Below are 18,031 nucleotides of genomic sequence, written 5' to 3'. Positions count from 1 at the left end.
AATAATAATTTCTTTGTTAATTATAACAAAAAAGATTAGCAAAAAGTAATAAAAGATAAGAAAATGATATAAAAGGTGAGAAAAGTAATGGAAAATGAGCAAAAAACTTGCAAAAAAAAGAGTAAAATAAAGGTAAGGTAGTTTTTTATTCCCTGAAAACTAAAAGGAGAAAGGAGAGTAAAGGGATGTTTTTTTGGTATGTATGAACTGTTCCGTTTTTTAGACATTTTTTTATTTAAAAATTACTCTTTAAGACTTAAAATTAAATAGATAATTTCTTATCTTTTCAAACTAACAAATAATTTCATTAAACTTAAAAAGTGTCTAAAAAAACGGAACAGTTCAATGCCTTAAAAGAACAACAAAATCTTTATAATGTAATATACAAAGAATTATCTCCCAAAGGAAAAGAAGAATTATACAAAAATACTAAATAAAAATTGATTAACTAAACAATCCATATATAAAGATAAAAACTATTTTCATTAAGAAAATAGTTTTTTTATATCTTAGATTAAATTTTAATTATTTCTTTATTTGTTCCCAAACAGTAGCAGATATATAATATAAAGGAATTGAACACAAACAAACAACAACACCCCAAGCTAATAAATTAGAAAAACTAAAGTTAAACCCTTTTTTATTTGATTTAACATTTTTATTATCTTTGGTTAATTTAGTTTTATTATTATATTTCTTACTTTGTTTTAAATCATTATTGTTTTGTTTTTTCTTTTTCTTATTATCATTATTCTTATTATTTTTATTTGTTTTCATTACCCTATTTTCTTTCCTTAATATATGTCATTATAATTTATAATCAAGTCAAAGACTTACTTATATTTTAACTGGAAATAAGTTTTTTTCAACAATTTATTGCAACAAAATTAATTTATTACTAAAATACTTCCAAATTACAAAAATACTGGTATAATATATATGATTTAAGGAGGTTTTTAACTTGCAAAACTATATTCAAAAAAAAATATTACAACTTCAATTCCAAACTTTAACTCCCATCCAAAAAGAAGTCTTTTCACAATTTGAAAAACCAGGTAATCTAGTAGGAATTGCTCCTACAGGAACAGGCAAAACCCATGCTTATCTTTTACCGATATTAAGTAAAATTGATTTCCAAAAACCATTTACTCAAGCAATTATTTTAGTCCCTACCAATGATTTAGTATTTCAAGTATGGGAAATGTTTAAACAAATTGAAAAAACTAATTTTACCAAAATTCTTTACGGAGGAATGGATAAACAAAAAGCAATTGCTACTTTTGAAAAAAAACAACCTCCATTAATTATTGCAACTCCCGATAAGTTATTAGAATACGCGTTTAAACTCAAAAAAATTAACTTAAAATATGTATCTTATTTAGTCCTTGATGAAGCTGATATGATGTTTGATGAGGTATTTTTAACTTCCCTAGACCCTTTAATTAATCATCTTAAAGCCAAAATTTTATTATTTTCAGCTACCATTACCGAACAATTAAAACCTTTTATTAATCGTTATTTTGGTAAATCTACTTTTATTGATGTTTATAAACAAAGTAATCTTAATCGTACTTTTTATTTATTAGAAACAACTACAAGCAGAATGCAGACCTTAATTCATCTTACCAAAGTCCTTAATCCTTATTTAGCACTAGTATTTGTCAATGAAAAAAAAGAACAAGAATTAATATTTCAAACTTTACAAAATGACAGTCTCAAATTGCTTAATTACAACTCTGCTTTATCAGTTAAACAAAGAAAACAAAGCCTTAAAGCTATCCATAAATTAAAATATCAGTACGTAATTGCATCAGATCTTGCAGCTAGAGGAATTGATTTTGATGCTTCTTGTGTTATTCACTACAACTTACCTTCACACCTTGAATTTTTTTTCCACAGAAGTGGTAGAACATCAAGAATGGGCAAAAAAGGTGAAATCATTGTTTTGTACGACCCCCAAGACATTAAACAAAAAGACAAAATTAATAAATTAATTCAATTAGGAATTACTTTTCATCAAGCCTCTTTAAATAAAGATGGTTTTATAAGAACTCAAAATTACAAAACTATTACAACTACCAAAACTGATAAGCCAAATAAAAACAATAAAAATACCAAAAACATTCAAAAAAATCAAAATAATCAAACTAACCAAAAAAACAATTACAACCAATCTAGCCAAAAACAATTTTTCAAACAAAACAAATTTACCAAAGAATCCAAACTTCCTAAAAAAGAAAATAATAAAGATTCTGCTTTGGAAACACCAAATAAAACTCAAAACACAGTCCAAGAAACAAACAACAACAAAAAAACTAAAAGCAAACAAGTAAAACCCAATTATAAGAAAAAGAACCAAAAAGAAAACCAATCCCCCAAAAGCAAAAGTACTTTTTTGCAAACAAAATTCAAACCAAAAGCCAAATACAAATCAAAAAAAACCATCAAAAAAATAAATTAACGAATTACAAAACTAATTATCAAGAAAAAACTAAACTAATTTATAAATAATAACCAAAAAAACCAATAAAGGAGCTTTTATCATGTTATTTTTGGGAAGCCATGTTGCTATGAAAAAACCACATAATTTTCAAGGAGCCATCCAAACTGCCATTTCTTATGGTGCTAATGCTTTGATGGTTTATAGCGGTGCTCCACAAAATACGATAAGAACCAAAACCGAAGAATTAAAAATTAAAGAAGCCTTAGAAATTGTCCAAAACAACAATTTATCTTTAAATAATTTGGTAGGGCACGCTCCTTATATTATCAATCTTGCTAATCCCGACGAGACTAAAAGGGCTTTTGCAATTGATTTTTTATCCCAAGAATTAGAACGTTTTGCAGCAATGAAAATTAATAAAATGGTTTTACATCCAGGAAACTATCTCAAAACAAACCCCCAAGAAGGAATTGGTTTAATTGCTCAAAGCCTTGATTTAATTTTTGCAAAAACTAAACATTTAAAAACCCAAGTTGCCTTAGAAACTATGGCAGGCAAGGGAACTGAAATTGGTAAAAACCTAGAAGAATTGCAACAAATAAGAACCCAAGTTAAAAACAACACAAGAGTTTCTTTTTGTCTTGATACTTGTCATCTTTTTGATGCTGGCTATGATTTAAAAGAAAACTTAGAAGAAATTATCCAAAAGATAGATTCCATTTTAGGATTTCAAAATATCTCTGTAATTCATATTAACGACTCTAAAAACGAATGTAATAGTCACAAAGACCGCCATGAAAACATCGGTTTTGGCAAAATCGGTTTTGAAACTTTAATCAAAATTATCTATCATCGTGCTTTTGCTTGTATCCCTAAAATTTTAGAAACTCCCTATATCAATGACAAAGCACCTTATAAACGCGAAATTGAAATGATTAAAGCCAAAGCTTTTAACCCCGAATTAAAAAAATTATTTTAAAAAACAAACTAATCATTAAAACAAGTTTGAAAAAATCCAAAATCACTTATAATTAATATTGGTGTTTATTGTTTATTAAAATATTTTCTAAAACTATTTTAGACTTTTAATATAGAATTTTAATAATGTTGAACATCGAAAAATACAATCATTAGTAAGGTTTTAAAATCATCGATAAAAAACAAATTATAAGCAATATATTTTCTTTTTGGAACACATTAAATCCCAATTATCAAATGATAATTATTGCTTTTATCATCGGATTATTTTTTTTCTTTTTACGTAGTATCATCAAAATAATTATTGGTATTATTTTATTAATTTTAATATTAAAATTTGGTTTAAAAGTTGATTTTTTAAGAAATATTAACTAACCTTACCAAACTAGATAAAATATTTACTTTCTAATTAAAAAAATAATTTATTATTTAACAACTCTTTTGCAAATTAAAGGGTTGTTTTTTTAATTTTAATTAGGAATACCAAAATATAAAAAGAGTACTTTTTAACATTTAGACTATTTTTTAATATTATTTAATAAAATTTTATGAATAAAAAAATGCATAAATGCATTTAAAAACATTTTATTACTAAAATTAACCCAAACCAAACCCAACAACAAAAATTTTTTTGCAATTCTTAATATTTTTCTTTCTAATTTACAAATACCAAAATAAGTATCTTAACTTTTTTCAAACAAAAATTATAAAAAATGCTATAATAGTTTTATAAAATATGTTTATATATCTTAAAATATCAAAAATGTTTATCAAAAATGTTTATCAAAAAATTAACGAGACAAATTTTAGGTAAAAAGTTTTTAATAATTTCATTATTTTATCATTTATTGTCATCATTCAGGAATCATTTTTTATTTTACAATCCAAAAAGAAAGGAACTGCAATCATGAATTTACAAACCACCAAAAGCAAAATCCAAAATGCAATCCAAAAAGTTTTATTAGAAGAATTAATTTTACAAGAACAACTGGAAAATGACAAATTTGATTTTTCTTTACCTTTGTTTGCTTATGCCAAAAAAACCAAAACTAACCCTCATATTATTTTTGAAAATATCAAAAAAAACCTTGTCACAATAAACGAAATCCAAGAATTAATGTTTTTAAACGGTTTTTTAAATATCAAAATTAAAAGAGCTTCATTAGCTTACGAAATATTACTCAAAATCAACGAATTACAAGCTAATTATGGCAATTTTCCCAATCAAAATCAAACCATAGTTATTGATTATTCTTCTCCTAATATTGCTAAAAACTTTTCTGTTGGTCATCTGCGTTCTACTGTTATTGGAAACGCTCTCAAAAATATTTATCAAAAATTAGGTTTTGAGGTAGTAGGAATCAATCACTTAGGAGACTGGGGAACGCAATTTGGTAAAATGATTGTAGCTTATCAAAAATGGGGCAACAAAGAAAAAATCCTAAAAGACCCAATTAACGAACTACAAAAATTATATGTTTTTTTTCATCAACAAGCCAAAACCAATCCTGAATTAAACGAACAAGCCAATTTTGCTTTTTTACAATTAGAACAACAAAACCAAAAATATCTCGATTTGTGGAAATGGTTCCGCGAAGTGTCTTTACAAGAATTTTGCAAAATTTATGATATTTTGGGGATTTCATTTGATTTTTTCTTGGGAGAATCTTTTTATAATGACAAAATCGCTCCTCTTTTTGAAGAATTAGAACAAAAAAAGCTTTTAAAAGAAGAAGACCAAGTTTTGCTTATAGAACTTGATAATTTACCTCCTGGTTTAGTGAAAAAAACTAATGGCAGCACCTTGTATTTAACAAGAGATCTAACTACTTTTAAATATCGTTGTAACACTTTTAATTGTCAAAATGTTTTATATGTTGTAGGCAACGAACAAAAACTTTACTTTAAACAATTAGCCCAAATAATTGAAAAAATGGGATACTGTGACACTAAAATAAAACACATTAATTTTGGTTTAGTTTTGATGGATGGCAAAAAAATTTCTACTAGACATCACAAATTTTCTACCTTAATTGAAGTAATTAATCAAGCTACTATTTTAGCCCAAAAAATCATTGAAGAAAAAAATCCTCATTTATCAAATCTTAAACAAACTGCACGCAAAATCGCTGTAGGAGCCATCATTTTTAACGACCTTAAAAACGATAGACATCTAGATATTGATTTTAATTTAGAAACTATTTTACAATTTAAAGGACAAACAGGACCTTATCTTCAATACACAGCAGCACGTCTAAATTCCCTTTTAAACAAAGAAAAACTAGACACAAACTTAATTGACAAAACCATTTATCAAAAAGACCATTATTTTATTTTAGTAAAATTATTAGACCAGTTTCCTTTAATTTTGCAAAAAGCCCAAAAAGACAATATGCCAAGTATTTTGGCAAAATATATGTTAAAAATAACTCAAAATGTTAACTTTTTATATTCACAAGAAAAGATTTTAACAGATGATAAAACCACTACAAACACTAATCTTTTATTAATCCAAGCAGTTTTTATCACTCTTAAAGAAAGTTTAAGAATTTTAGGGGTTCCTTTTTTAGAAAATATGTAGTAATTTTTAAAAAATACCTTATTTTTCATAAAACAATTAAATCCCAAAGAAAAATCTGCAAAGACTTTTTTTATTTTGGCTTGGAAAATCAAATCCACAAATCCAAAACTAAAAAACTAAAAAAAGAAAACCCAAACAACCACCCAATAATTAAAAGAAGGAAGTGATTATTTTCATTGATAAAAAACATTTTTTTAAAAAAATTTTCCAAAATACCAATAAAAACCAAATGTTAAAAATTACTGCATTATTAATTAGTTTTTTATTTTTAATATGGTTGAATTTATCAATATTTGGATATTTCCATATAAAAAATAATTCCAAAAAGAAAACCATTTTAAAAGTAGGAGTTAACAACAATTCTGCTCCTAATGTTTTTAAAGTTTTAGAACAAAATGAGGGAAAGAAGGCCAAAAAAGCTGTAAACGGTGAATATATAGCGGGTTTTGATATTGATTTAATCAATAATATAGCTGATAAACTAGATTTAGAATTAGAATTTCATGTCTTTGATTTTGCAGGACTTCTTAATGCCTTAGAACAAGAAACAATTGACATCGCAGTTGCGTCTTTGAGTATTACAGACAAAAGAAAAGAAAAATACGATGTTTCTAAAGCCTATATGCAAACTGGAACCAGCATAGTAGTAAGAAACAAAAGATTTGATGATTTATTGGATAATTTAAGAAAACAACAAGAGCCAAACAATAACAAAGAAATAAAAATAAATTATAATGAATTTTGCCAAAAATTAAAAGATTTAGGAAAAGAAAAACCCATTAAATTTATAACATTTCTAAATACTGTTGCAATCCCAGTAATTGAAAAAATCAAATCAGATACTAATAAAGAAAAAGAATATGTCATCAAAAATAACGAATTAACAAGTTCATCTGCATGTTTTACTGATATTTTACAAGGAAAATCAGATATGTTTATAACAGATAATTGTTTAGCTAGATGGGCTTATGAAATAAATCAAGATTTGACATATTTTGATGTGTATTCTAATAACTTAGAACATTCTACTTGTCCCCAAGGTTTAGGAATATTTTTTCCTAAAAAAAATGATGAAGATAGAAGAATACCAAATTTACAAAAAAAGATAAATGCAGCATTGGTAGAATTGGATTTAGTTAAAAAAGATGAAAAAGGCGAATTCCAAGACATCATAGACTTAAAGAAAAAAAATCATGAATTAAAAGAAACTAGCAAAGAAGAAGTTAGTTCAGAAGATAAAAATAAAATAGAAGAAATAGAAAAAAAAGTAAAAAAACGACTAGATGAAGTCTTTAATGAAAACAAAGAAACAATTGAACTACCAACAAAAAAGATTTTTATCCAAGCCCAAAAAACCATTCCATCTTATCTAAAAGGACTCAAAACTACTTTAATTTTAGCTATTGACAGTCTTATTGTTGGCTTTTTATTAGCTATTATATGCACTTTAATTAAAAATATAAAATTAGATTATCACAAAAATAATTTCTTGATAGTTGCTATAATAAAAATATTAAATACTTCCATAAATGCTTTGTTTTTTGTCTTAAAGGGCATTCCTGTAGCTGCCCAAGCAATGCTTATTTATTACAGCATTACTTTTCTTTTTAAAGGAAATTTTAATCCTTTACACGCAGGAATTTTTGTTTTAATACTTAATTCTTTAGCAAGTATTACAATAATTTTAATGCAAAATATTAAATTCTTAGATAAAGGACAAATTGAAGCTGCTCATTCTTTGGGGATGAACCAAAAGCAAGTTTTTCTCTCTATTGTCTTTCCTCAAACTTTAAAAAGGTCAGTTCCTTTTATTTTGCAACAATTAATCACAAACATTAAGGATAGTTCTTTTTTTGCCATTATAGGAGTTGCCGAACTTTCTTGGCAAGCACAAAGCAATATGGGCTCTACCTTAAATCCAATCTTGCCTTTTGTAATGATATCTTGTTTTTATTTAATAATTATTAGTATGACTGGTTTTTTAAGCAAAATGTTAGAAAAAAATATTAAATTGAAAAAATAAAAGAAAAAGAATAGAAAAGGAAGTGAACAATTTCATTAATTTAATTAATAAAAACTCATTTTTAAAAAATATTTTCCAAAAGAAAAATAATATAAAAATATTCAAAATTATTACATTATCAATTAGCTCTATATTGTTGGTATGGTTGCATTTTTCAGTATTTGGATGGCATTTTTCAACCAAAACAAAAAAAATAGAAAGTGAATCAGAAACAAGATTAAAAACAGTTTTTGACAACCACAAAGACATGCTTTCTAAAAGCACTACTTGGCATCAAATCAAAGAAACTTTTCCATCTTATCTAGAAGGACTCAAAACCACTTTAATTTTAGCTATTGATGGTCTTATTATTGGTTTTTTATTTGCAACTTCATATACTTTAATTAAAAACTCTCAATCCCATAATAAAATAATATTAAATATTAACAAAGGAACAACTTATTTTTTAGATACTTTATTTTTTATTTTAAAAGGAATTCCTGTAGCTGCCCAAGCAATGCTTGTTTTTTATGGTATTGGTTATCTTTGCAAAGATCTTTTTGAAATTAAACGTTTGTATGCAGGTCTTTTTGTTTTAGTACTTAATTCTTTAGCAAACATTACTGTAATTTTAATGCAAAATATTAAATTCTTAGATAAAGGACAAATTGAAGCCGCTCATTCTTTAGGGATGAACCAAAAGCAAGTTTTTTTCTCTATTATCTTCCACCAAGCTTTAAAAAGATCAGTGCCTTTTATTATCCAACAATTCATCACAAACATTAAGGATAGTTCTTTTTTTGCCATTATAGGAATTGCCGAACTTTCTTGGCAAGCACAAAGCAATATGGGCTCTAACTTTAATCCGATTCTACCTTTTGTTACAATATCTTGTTTTTACTTAATCATTATCAGCATTACTAATTTATCAAACAAATTATTAGAAAAAAATATTAAATTATTACAACCAAAAGCATAATGAAATATTTAAAAAATCAACACTATAAGAAAGACCATTAATAATGTGGTCTTTTTTTATACGATTTTTAGCTATTTTTGTGTATAATAAAAATAAGTGTAAATATTTAATTTTTCCCAAATAAATATTCTAAATATCAAAAACGTCAGGAGATAAAAGCAATGAATGTTAATTTCAAATATAAAACTACATATTTGTATCAACTTTATTGTTTTTATTATTGTTTACAACTCAAATTTTAATTATATTAGGAGATAACGATGGGCGTTGATGTTAGATACAAGACTAAATACTTATATCAATTTTAGCATATATAAATAGCAAAATATTTAAAAAAGAAAACCAAAGAAACAAAGACACAAAAAAGACAAATACAATCCAAAAAAGAACAAAACAATCAAAAAATTATTATAAAAAACAGACTAAAACTATCATTACTATCATTTTTTATTTTTTATCATTTTTTATTTATTACAATTAAATTTTATCATTTAATTTATTTAATTATCAAAATTAACAGTAAAAAAGGATGTAAAAAAACATGAATACAAAACGGTATTTTTTTTCAATGTTTTATCAAATTTTTTTAAAAACGTTTTCAAAAATAAAAAAAATATAAAGATATTTAAAATTTCTACATTATTAATTAGTTTTATAATTCTAATTTGGTTGCATTTCCAAGTTTTTGGAATTAACATTCACCAAGCAAAAAAATCATCCAAACCCAAATTAATAGTGGCAACAACTAACGATTCTGCTCCTAATGTTTTTGGGGTATTAAATCGTTGATGGAGCTGATTGTACCGTCAGAATTGTACTCGGTACGCTTGATTTCCTTACCTGTTTGGGGGTCGTACTCGGTGATGTAGCTGATTTTACCGTCAGAATTGCAGTTGGTTTCTTTGGTTTTATTACCTGTTTTGGGATTGTACCAGCTGATTAACTTGATTGTTTTGCCATCTGGGTAGTATCCGATTTGTTTGAATGAGTCAGGTAAAGTTAATTTGTCAATTTCTTTTTTTAATTTTACATTTTCTTGATGTATTTTTTCATTTAATTTCTTTGCTTCTTCTAATATATCAGTTTCTAATAATGTTCTTCTTTTTTCAGTTTCTAAATGATATTTATAAGTATGAGAAGCTATCCAAAACACAAAATACAGTAATGTTACAGTTGTAATTAAAAAAGGAATTATTTTATAATGTTGGTTGCGTATTCTAAATCCGATATTTTTAATCCTCTTTTCTTAGTATTTAAATACCCATAAATATTGTAAATTAATAAAAAATGATAAAAAGAAACCCAATATTATTATAACCTTTTGAAGCAAAAATAAAAAGTATTTTAAAATAATTTCAATAATATTCATTATTTTTAAAACATTTTTAAACAACAAATCAGCTATTTTAGTGAAAGCATTTAAAAGAAAAGAGGTGACTTCTTTCAAATAATAAATAACAGTGCTACCAACAGTAACCGTAAAAATTACCTTTACTATCTCTACTATTTTATCCCAAAGACTTTCACTAACGCTTATTTGTTTTATGTCGGTAAGAAATGATTTAGCATAGGTAATATAACCTATAATACTATTAACAATATCAAGAAAAATATTTAATATTTGTATTAAAAAATCAAACAAATAACTAAATAATTTCAAAGGATAAATTAAAAATGTTAATTGTTCCCATATAAAAACAAATATAGTTTTTATAATATTATAAATATTAATAAAATTAATATTCCAACCAACATTAAAACCAAATAAAAAAGATGATTTAGTAAATAAAATACTATAAAAAATACTATATAATAAATAAAAAAAATCTTTAAAATCAAAGGAAATTAAATATTTTAAAAAATTAAAACTAAAAATCATTTTCAGTGTCATCAATAGATTCCACAATTAAAGGTTTTTTTGTATTATTTAATTGATTTTTTAATTTTAAATTTTCTTTTAAAATTTCATCTAAATTATTATTTTCTTTTTTTTCATTATCATCATCTTTTTTTATTTCATCAAAAAGTCCTTCAGAAAAATTAAGTCCTCCATGTTCTCCAAATTCTTTAATCATTCTATTAACATGGTCTTTATATATACCCAAATAATTACCCATTTGAGATATTATCCTAATTAAAGCTCCAAACTCTCTAACAGTAATTTGTCCATTTTTAATATATTTATTTACTACACAATGTAATTCATCACTAAAATTATACTTACTTTTTAATTCTTTAATATAAAAATAAAACCAATAAATAAAAATACCAAAGATAAAAGAAATAAAAGAAATAAATAATTTTGATTCAAAAATATTAATAATTGTTTGTTGTATATCCATTAATTTTTCCTTTCTATAAAATTATTATATATTCTCCTTAATGAACGTTTTTTTAAAAAACGTTCATTTATTTAAGCCATGTAATTTTAGTTGTATCAGGAACAATAAAACCAAATTTATAAGCTACAAATAGAAAAATACAACAAAGAGCAGATAAAACTAATATTTGTCTTAAATTCATTTTTTTCCTCCTTTTTATTATTTAGCTATTGATAAATAACCTTTTGAAGCAAAATAAACAGCCAAAGGAAGAACAATACCTAATGTAGGTAAAACCCAACACATAAAAAAACCGCCTAAAGTTAATTTATTTCTTCTAAAAGATTTTTTACTGAAATAAGAAGGTCTGTAAATTCTTGCCATTTTAATCTCCTTTTTTATTATTTAATAAGAAAAATATTTTTTAGTATTTAGAAACAATAAAGAAACCAACTTTAATGGTTCTTTAATCGCCTACAATATTCTAGATATTATAGATTTAAAAAATAAACTTAATAGCTTGGAAAACAAATTAGAAAGATGAGCAAATCCAGAAACACAAATTACACATGAAAATGAAGAAATAAAATTAACAACAAAACAAATAGAACAATTAGGAAAAATCACAGATATTGACACACTAAAAGCAAAACTTAAGGAACTTACAAATCCATTAGAACAAAATAAATCAATTTTAAGTGATAATGAAAAACAAAACTTAATAAATGAAATTGCAAAAACAAAAAAACAAATTACAAACATAGAAAAAATAACCAAAAAATGGGTAGACGATATTTTTGAAAACCATCAAGAAACAATTAATCTAGCAAAAAATAATACTTGGTCACAAATTAGAAAAACTTTTCCATCTTATAAAGAAGGACTTAAAACTACTTTAATTTTGGCTATTGATGGTCTTTTTTTAGGCTTTTTATAGCTGTTTTATGCACCTTAATGAAAAATGCCCAATCCAATAATCCTTATATATTAAAAATTAGCAAAGGAATAAGTTGGATCTTTGATATTTTATTTTTCATTTTAAAAACGATGCCAACAGCAGACCAAGCAATGCTTGTTTATTATGGCATTGGAAACCTTTGTAATAAAGGTGTTATTACTTCTCTTAATGCAGGACTTTTGGTTTTGAGTCTTAATTCTTTAGCAAACATTAATGTAATTTTAATGCAGAATATCAAATTTTTAGATAAAGGACAAATTGAAGCGGCATTGAGTTTGGGAATGAGCCAAAGACAAGTTTTTTCTCTATTGTTTTTCCCCAAGCTTTGAAAAGATTAGTGCCTTTTATTATCCAACAATTCATCACAAACATTAAAGATAGTTCTTTTTTTGCTATGATAGGCATCTCTGAGTTAACTTTAGTAGCTAAAAATAATACTGGAGTGACTTTTAATCCGATCTTGCCTTTTGCTATGATAACTGGTTTTTACTTAAGTATCATTGTTATTACTAATTTATTAAACAAAATATTTACTAAAAATATCCTTCATAAATAAATAATTTTTCAAAGTTTTAACACCGAAACCTGATAAAAGGCTATTAGCTAATGTGGTCTTTTTTTGGGTGGCGAGCATGTAAATATTATTTTGGTTTATGATTTTGAGGAAAAAAAACAAAAATCAAAATAAAACTGATATAATATATAAGTATGATATTTTTATCATTTAAAACAAAAAGCTGATGTGGCGGAATGGTAGACGCACTTGACTCAAAATCAAGCGAGCAATACTCATGTCGGTTCGAGTCCGACCATCAGTACCATTAATTTATTTTTATTTATAATTGCATCTATGAAAAGAAATAACAAATAAAAAATTGCATGAATTTCATGTGTTTTTTTATTTGTTTTATTTTTTAAAAAACGATTTGAAATAACAATTTTGATTTCTTGCCTCTTTCTTGCCTCTTTTCCCAATCAACTATTAGGTGGTATTTATTGTGTCTACTCATTCATTTAAACAATTTATCGAACAAAAAGGTTTTTGCAAAAAATATTTTCAAAATCCTCAAGTAAAAAAAATATCAGTTTGCCAAAAAAGCCCAAAATGGGTTTTACAAATCACATTTAAACATTTACCTTTAGTTTGTGATTTAGCATTTTTTTTAGAACAATTACTCCAAGAATTAACTATTTTATGGAAAAACCAAGCGCAAACCAAACCTAATTTGCCCCAAATTGAATACCACATCGATTTTGAAAATTGGGATTATCTAGAATCTTTGGCAGAAAGTTATTTTAATTATATTATAACCCAAGCCAGTTTAATAAAAAAATATCATGATTTAGATTATTTTGCAATTCAAAATCACCAAGTAAATTTTCAAAACGGCAAATTTATCATTTTTGTAAATCCTAATGCATTTAAATGTTTAAATAAAAAAATGGAACTTCTTCAAGATTTTTTTTCTAAATTTTATGGTTTTAAAAATGAATTTATCTTATCAACAGATAGAAAAATTGATATCAATAGAAAAAAATCCACAAATATTGAAATCGAAGAATTGCAACAAAATCCGAATCATCAAACCAACTCCAACGAACAAAATCAAGAAAAAAATCCAAATAACAAATCAGATCCAACTTCTCAAACCGATCAAACAAAACAAGCAAAAACAACACCCCAAGCAAAAGCATATAATAATAATAAAGGAGCTTATAATAGCAATTCTAAAATGACAACTAAAGATACAAAAATAAAAGATCTTCCTAAAAATAAACAAGAGCTGGAAGAATTCAACCGTCAAAATCCCAATACTTATGTAATTGTTGAAGGTTTTTTGGCTCATCCTATCAAAGAAGCTAATTTTCAGTATTCTTATTTAAAATTTGTTATAGAAGAAAACGACAATGATTTTTCTATCGAAAATAAAGATGCTATTTTAATTCAAAAAAAAGTGTCCAAAGATGAAAAAGAGCAATTTTTAAAAGCCAATTACCAAACTGGACAATTATTTAGAATCACAGCTCGAATTAATTATAGTGCTTGGGATGATGTTCATTTAATGATGACACAATACGAAACCCTAGAATCAGATTCAATTTCGCCTTCATTAATCCGCCAAGACTTGGGTTTTCAAGGCAAAAAAAGAATTGAATTTCACACTCACACTAAAATGTCTAATTTAGACGCCATTAACAGTGCCAAAGAATATTTACAAATAGCAGAATCATGGGGACACGAAGCGATTGCTTTTACGGATCATGACGGCATTTATGCTTACCCTGAAATTAACGAACATGCCAAAAATAAAAAAATCAAACCTATTTATGGAGTGGAAGTTGATTTTATTGAAGAAAAACCTATTTATATCACCAATCAAAAAGAAGATAATTTAGAAAAAGATTTTGTTTTAAAAGAAGCTACTTATGTGGTTTTTGACTTGGAAACTACTGGATTATCTAATGTTCGTGACAAAATTATTGAAATCGCTGGAGTAAAAATTAAAAACGGAAAAAAAATAGGCGAGTTTCAAAAATTTATCGCCCCGCAACAAAAATTAACCAAAACTATCACCGATATTACCAATATTACGGATGAAATGCTTCAAGGACAACAAAAAATTGACCAAGTTTTACCACAATTTTTAGCTTTTGCCAAAGACTGTGTTTTAGTGGCTCACAACGCTTCTTTTGATATTAATTTTTTAAAAGAAAAAGCAAAAGAACTCAAAATATCTTTGGAACCACAACCCATTATTGATACCATGGTATTGTCTCAACGTTATTTCAGTAATCTTTTAAAATATTTTTCTTTAAAAAGATTGGCAACTTTTTTCAAAGTCAAATTAGAAGACCATCACCGAGCACTTGCGGATGCCACTGCCACAGCAGAAGTTTTTATCAAAATGATTGATCAATTGGCAGATCTAACCAAAGATCCCAAAGACGAACAAGTAATTACTTTTTTTGACTTACAAGAAAAAATCGATCCCAAATACGAAAGACCTTATCACATCAATATTTTAGTGGCTAATCAAACCGGTTATCGCAATCTTTTTGAACTTTTAAGCAACGCTTTAACTAAGGATTTTAACAAAAGCCCTCGTGTTTTAAAATCTAATTTAGCTAATTTAAGACAAGGTCTTTTAGTGGGTAGTGGTTGCATGAATAGCAATATTTTTGAAATAGCTCTCAATCAAAACATTTCCAAATTGAAAAAAGCTATTTCTTTTTACGATTACATCGAAGTGCAACATCCCCAAGCTTATAAACATTTAATTCATGATTTAGGCAAAAACGGGCTTCAAATCATTGAAACTACTCTCAAAACCATCATAAAAGAAGCCCAAAAACAAGCAAAAATAGTAATTGCCACTGGGGACGTTCATTATATTCATCCTTGGGAAAAAGATTATCGCGAAATTTATATTAGTGCCAAAATGGTAGGAGGCGGCTTACACAAATTATCTAGATACGAAAATAAAAACTTGCCAGAAAATCACCTTTTGACCACCCAAGAAATGATAGATGCATTTGCCTTTTTACAAGATGAAAAATTAATTTATGAAATTGTAATTGAAAATACTCATTTGCTTAATTCCAAAATTGAAAAAATCAAAGCTTTTTCTTCGGAACTATTTTCTTTCAAAGACGAAGCTTTCAAAGCCAACTTACAAATACCAAGCATCAAAGAAGAAATTAAGCGTTTGGTTGATACAAAAGTTAAACAAATGTACGGCGCAACTCCCCATCCTTTAATTAAAGAAAGATTGGATCAAGAGTTAAAAAGTATTATCGGAGAGACAAAAAACGAAAAATCTAATCAAAATATTGCTCCTGTTTATTATTTATCACATTTATTAGTTAAAAATTCTTTGGAAAAAGATTATTTAGTAGGCTCACGTGGTTCGATTGGTTCTTCTTTAGTAGCAACTATGTTAGAAATTACCGAAGTAAATCCGTTAAAACCACATTATTATTGTCCACAATGCAACTACACTATTGTCCAATTAAAACCACAAGAAAAAGAACAATATTACAACTCAGAAGAAGAAAAATACCAAAACGAACTTGATAAGGTTTTTTCGGGATACGATTTGCCAAACATGCCTTGTCCCAAATGCAACACTCAGTTCAAAAAAGACGGTCATGACATTCCTTTTGAAACTTTTCTAGGCTTTGAAGGCAACAAAACTCCTGATATTGATCTAAATTTTGCAGGTGATTACCAAATCCAAGCCCACAATTACATTAAAGAATTATTAGGAGAAAAACACGCTTTTAGAGCAGGAACCATCCAGACTGTTGCCCAAAGAAACGCTTATGGCTATACGATGGGTTTTGTAGAAGAAAAACAAAAACAATGGCGTAAACAAAAAGTAGCCCAAATTGCCAACAAAATCAAAGGAGTTAAACGTTCTAATGGCCAGCATCCAGGAGGAATTGTTGTTGTGCCGCCCGATCGCAGTATTTATGAAGTAACTCCTGTCCAATATCCAGCTAATGACACCAATTGGAAAACCACTCATTTTGATTATCATTCCTTTGAGCAAAATCTTTTTAAATTAGACATTTTAGGACATGATGATCCTATGATGATTAAATTTTTGATGGATTATGTTAAAGAAAATCAAAGAATTTTCCCTTTCACAAGAGCCCAAGATATTCCTGTAGATGATCCCGAAGTTTATAAATTGTTTTCCAACGAATTCAAAATTGATTCTTCTGTAAATCCAGGAAATAAAATCACTATTGATTCTTTGGGTATTCCTGAATTTGGAACTATTTTTGTCAAACAAATGTTAAAAGATTTAACAACCGCTAAACAAAATTCACAAAAACAAGCAATTAAAATTAATTTTGCTGCTTTAGTAAAAATCTCAGGACTTTCACATGGAACTGATGTTTGGAACCAAAACGCCAGAGATGCTATCAACAAAACAGGCGAATTTGAAAAATACAAAAATAAAACAATTTCTTTTGATGATATAATTGGTTGTCGTGATGATATTATGTTACAACTACAAGAAAAAGGGCTTGATCCTTTAAAAGCTTTTGATATTATGGAATTTATCCGCAAAGGCAAACCCCAAGATGATTTTCAAACATGGAACAAATACAAACAAGAAATGAAAGACAAAGTAGAAGCTTGGTATATTGATTCTGCTGCTAAAATTAAATATTTATTCCCTAAAGCGCACGCCACTGCTTATGTTATTATGGCTTTGAGGATTGCGTGGTTTAAAATGCATGCACCATTAGCTTTTTATAGTGGTTATTTTTCTAAAAGAACAGAACAATTCGACCACCAAATCATGATTAGTAACGATATAAAAATTATTAAAGAAAAATTAAATAAGCTTGCAGAATTGAAAAAAAGTAAAAAAATTAAAGCCAAAGAAGATGCTTTAATAAATACTTTAAAAATTGCCGAAGAAATGGTACATCGTGGTTTTAAATTTTTAACTGTTGATTTTAATAAATCAGATGTTAGTGTTTTAAAAATAGAAGATGGTGGTTTTTTAAGGATGCCACTGCTTTCGCTTGATGGTCTAGGTTTGATTGCTGCTAATAAAATTGTAGAGGCGCGCCAAGAAAAACCATTTACTAAAGCTGATTTTGCCACTCGTTCTAAAATTAATAAAACCATTTTAGCCAAAGCAAAACAAGAAAACCTTTTAGATTCTTTAGAAGATGAATGAAATTAAAAAAACAAATAATAAATAAATTTGATTAAATCCACAAAAATATTAAAGATGATTTTGCTAT

12 protein-coding genes and 1 tRNA gene are annotated in these 18,031 nt (G+C 26.4%); 9 read left to right on the top strand and 4 right to left on the bottom strand.

Features of this window, described 5'->3' with window-relative positions:
• Positions 1–525 precede the first annotated feature (525 nt).
• Positions 526–777: a hypothetical protein gene (locus AACP42_RS01095; RefSeq protein ID WP_042068320.1), complete on the bottom strand. Its 252-nt coding sequence runs from the start codon at positions 775–777 to the stop codon at positions 526–528.
• A gap of 184 nt (positions 778–961) precedes the next feature.
• Here AACP42_RS01095 and AACP42_RS01090 point away from each other — a divergent pair, with 184 nt between their 5' ends.
• The 5 genes from AACP42_RS01090 (at position 962) to AACP42_RS01070 (ending at position 8,983) form a co-directional block, all read left to right on the top strand.
• Positions 962–2,461, top strand: coding sequence for a DEAD/DEAH box helicase (locus tag AACP42_RS01090; protein ID WP_212775518.1), 1,500 nt, complete (start codon positions 962–964; stop codon positions 2,459–2,461).
• An 82-nt stretch (positions 2,462–2,543) separates the two neighbouring features.
• Positions 2,544–3,422 carry a deoxyribonuclease IV gene (locus tag AACP42_RS01085; protein ID WP_212775519.1) on the top strand — a complete coding sequence of 293 codons (879 nt, stop codon included), beginning with the start codon at positions 2,544–2,546 and terminating at the stop codon, positions 3,420–3,422.
• Positions 3,423–4,328: 906 nt separating this feature from the next.
• Entirely contained in the window at positions 4,329–6,002 is a 1,674-nt protein-coding gene (gene argS / locus AACP42_RS01080) for an arginine--tRNA ligase (RefSeq protein WP_212775520.1), read from the top strand.
• A gap of 163 nt (positions 6,003–6,165) precedes the next feature.
• Positions 6,166–8,025 carry a transporter substrate-binding domain-containing protein gene (locus tag AACP42_RS01075; protein ID WP_212775521.1) on the top strand — a complete coding sequence of 620 codons (1,860 nt, stop codon included), beginning with the start codon at positions 6,166–6,168 and terminating at the stop codon, positions 8,023–8,025.
• A gap of 145 nt (positions 8,026–8,170) precedes the next feature.
• Complete coding sequence (locus AACP42_RS01070) at positions 8,171–8,983, top strand: amino acid ABC transporter permease (protein ID WP_249402815.1); 813 nt, start codon at positions 8,171–8,173, stop codon at positions 8,981–8,983.
• Between the two features lie 760 nt (positions 8,984–9,743).
• Here AACP42_RS01070 and AACP42_RS01065 read toward each other — a convergent pair.
• The 3 genes from AACP42_RS01065 to AACP42_RS01055 form a co-directional block, all read right to left on the bottom strand.
• Positions 9,744–10,136 (bottom strand): DUF2963 domain-containing protein, encoded by a 393-nt coding sequence (locus tag AACP42_RS01065; RefSeq protein WP_249402816.1) that lies wholly within the window; start codon positions 10,134–10,136, stop codon positions 9,744–9,746.
• Between the two features lie 715 nt (positions 10,137–10,851).
• Entirely contained in the window at positions 10,852–11,325 is a 474-nt protein-coding gene (locus tag AACP42_RS01060; RefSeq protein WP_339332555.1) for a hypothetical protein, read from the bottom strand.
• 198 nt (positions 11,326–11,523) lie between these two features.
• Positions 11,524–11,688 carry a hypothetical protein gene (locus AACP42_RS01055; protein ID WP_212509203.1) on the bottom strand — a complete coding sequence of 55 codons (165 nt, stop codon included), beginning with the start codon at positions 11,686–11,688 and terminating at the stop codon, positions 11,524–11,526.
• Between the two features lie 570 nt (positions 11,689–12,258).
• On the opposite strand from AACP42_RS01055, the gene AACP42_RS01050 reads away from it, so the two are divergent.
• From AACP42_RS01050 to AACP42_RS01035, 4 genes are all read left to right on the top strand, one after another.
• Positions 12,259–12,591 (top strand): ABC transporter permease subunit, encoded by a 333-nt coding sequence (locus AACP42_RS01050; protein ID WP_212775560.1) that lies wholly within the window; start codon positions 12,259–12,261, stop codon positions 12,589–12,591.
• Between the two features lie 8 nt (positions 12,592–12,599).
• Positions 12,600–12,818 carry a hypothetical protein gene (locus AACP42_RS01045; protein ID WP_249402820.1) on the top strand — a complete coding sequence of 73 codons (219 nt, stop codon included), beginning with the start codon at positions 12,600–12,602 and terminating at the stop codon, positions 12,816–12,818.
• A 180-nt stretch (positions 12,819–12,998) separates the two neighbouring features.
• A tRNA-Leu gene (locus AACP42_RS01040) sits at positions 12,999–13,083 on the top strand.
• Between the two features lie 165 nt (positions 13,084–13,248).
• Complete coding sequence (locus AACP42_RS01035) at positions 13,249–17,964, top strand: PolC-type DNA polymerase III (protein WP_212775559.1); 4,716 nt, start codon at positions 13,249–13,251, stop codon at positions 17,962–17,964.
• Positions 17,965–18,031 lie beyond the last annotated feature (67 nt).

Origin of the sequence: Hydrangea phyllody phytoplasma, from assembly GCF_036985185.1 — a bacterium.
GTDB lineage: Bacteria > Bacillota_I > Bacilli_A > Acholeplasmatales > Acholeplasmataceae > Phytoplasma > Phytoplasma asteris.
The sequence above is the reverse complement of the archived record's forward strand: the minus strand, read 5'-3'. Positions and strand labels throughout refer to the sequence as shown.

Coding starts and splice junctions, on each gene's coding strand:
- AACP42_RS01095 (WP_042068320.1), bottom strand. CDS start 777: ATGAAAACAAATAAAAATAATAAGAATAATGATAATAAGAAAAAGAAA.
- AACP42_RS01085 (WP_212775519.1), top strand. CDS start 2,544: ATGTTATTTTTGGGAAGCCATGTTGCTATGAAAAAACCACATAATTTT.
- argS (WP_212775520.1), top strand. CDS start 4,329: ATGAATTTACAAACCACCAAAAGCAAAATCCAAAATGCAATCCAAAAA.
- AACP42_RS01060 (WP_339332555.1), bottom strand. CDS start 11,325: ATGGATATACAACAAACAATTATTAATATTTTTGAATCAAAATTATTT.
- AACP42_RS01055 (WP_212509203.1), bottom strand. CDS start 11,688: ATGGCAAGAATTTACAGACCTTCTTATTTCAGTAAAAAATCTTTTAGA.
- AACP42_RS01050 (WP_212775560.1), top strand. CDS start 12,259: ATGAAAAATGCCCAATCCAATAATCCTTATATATTAAAAATTAGCAAA.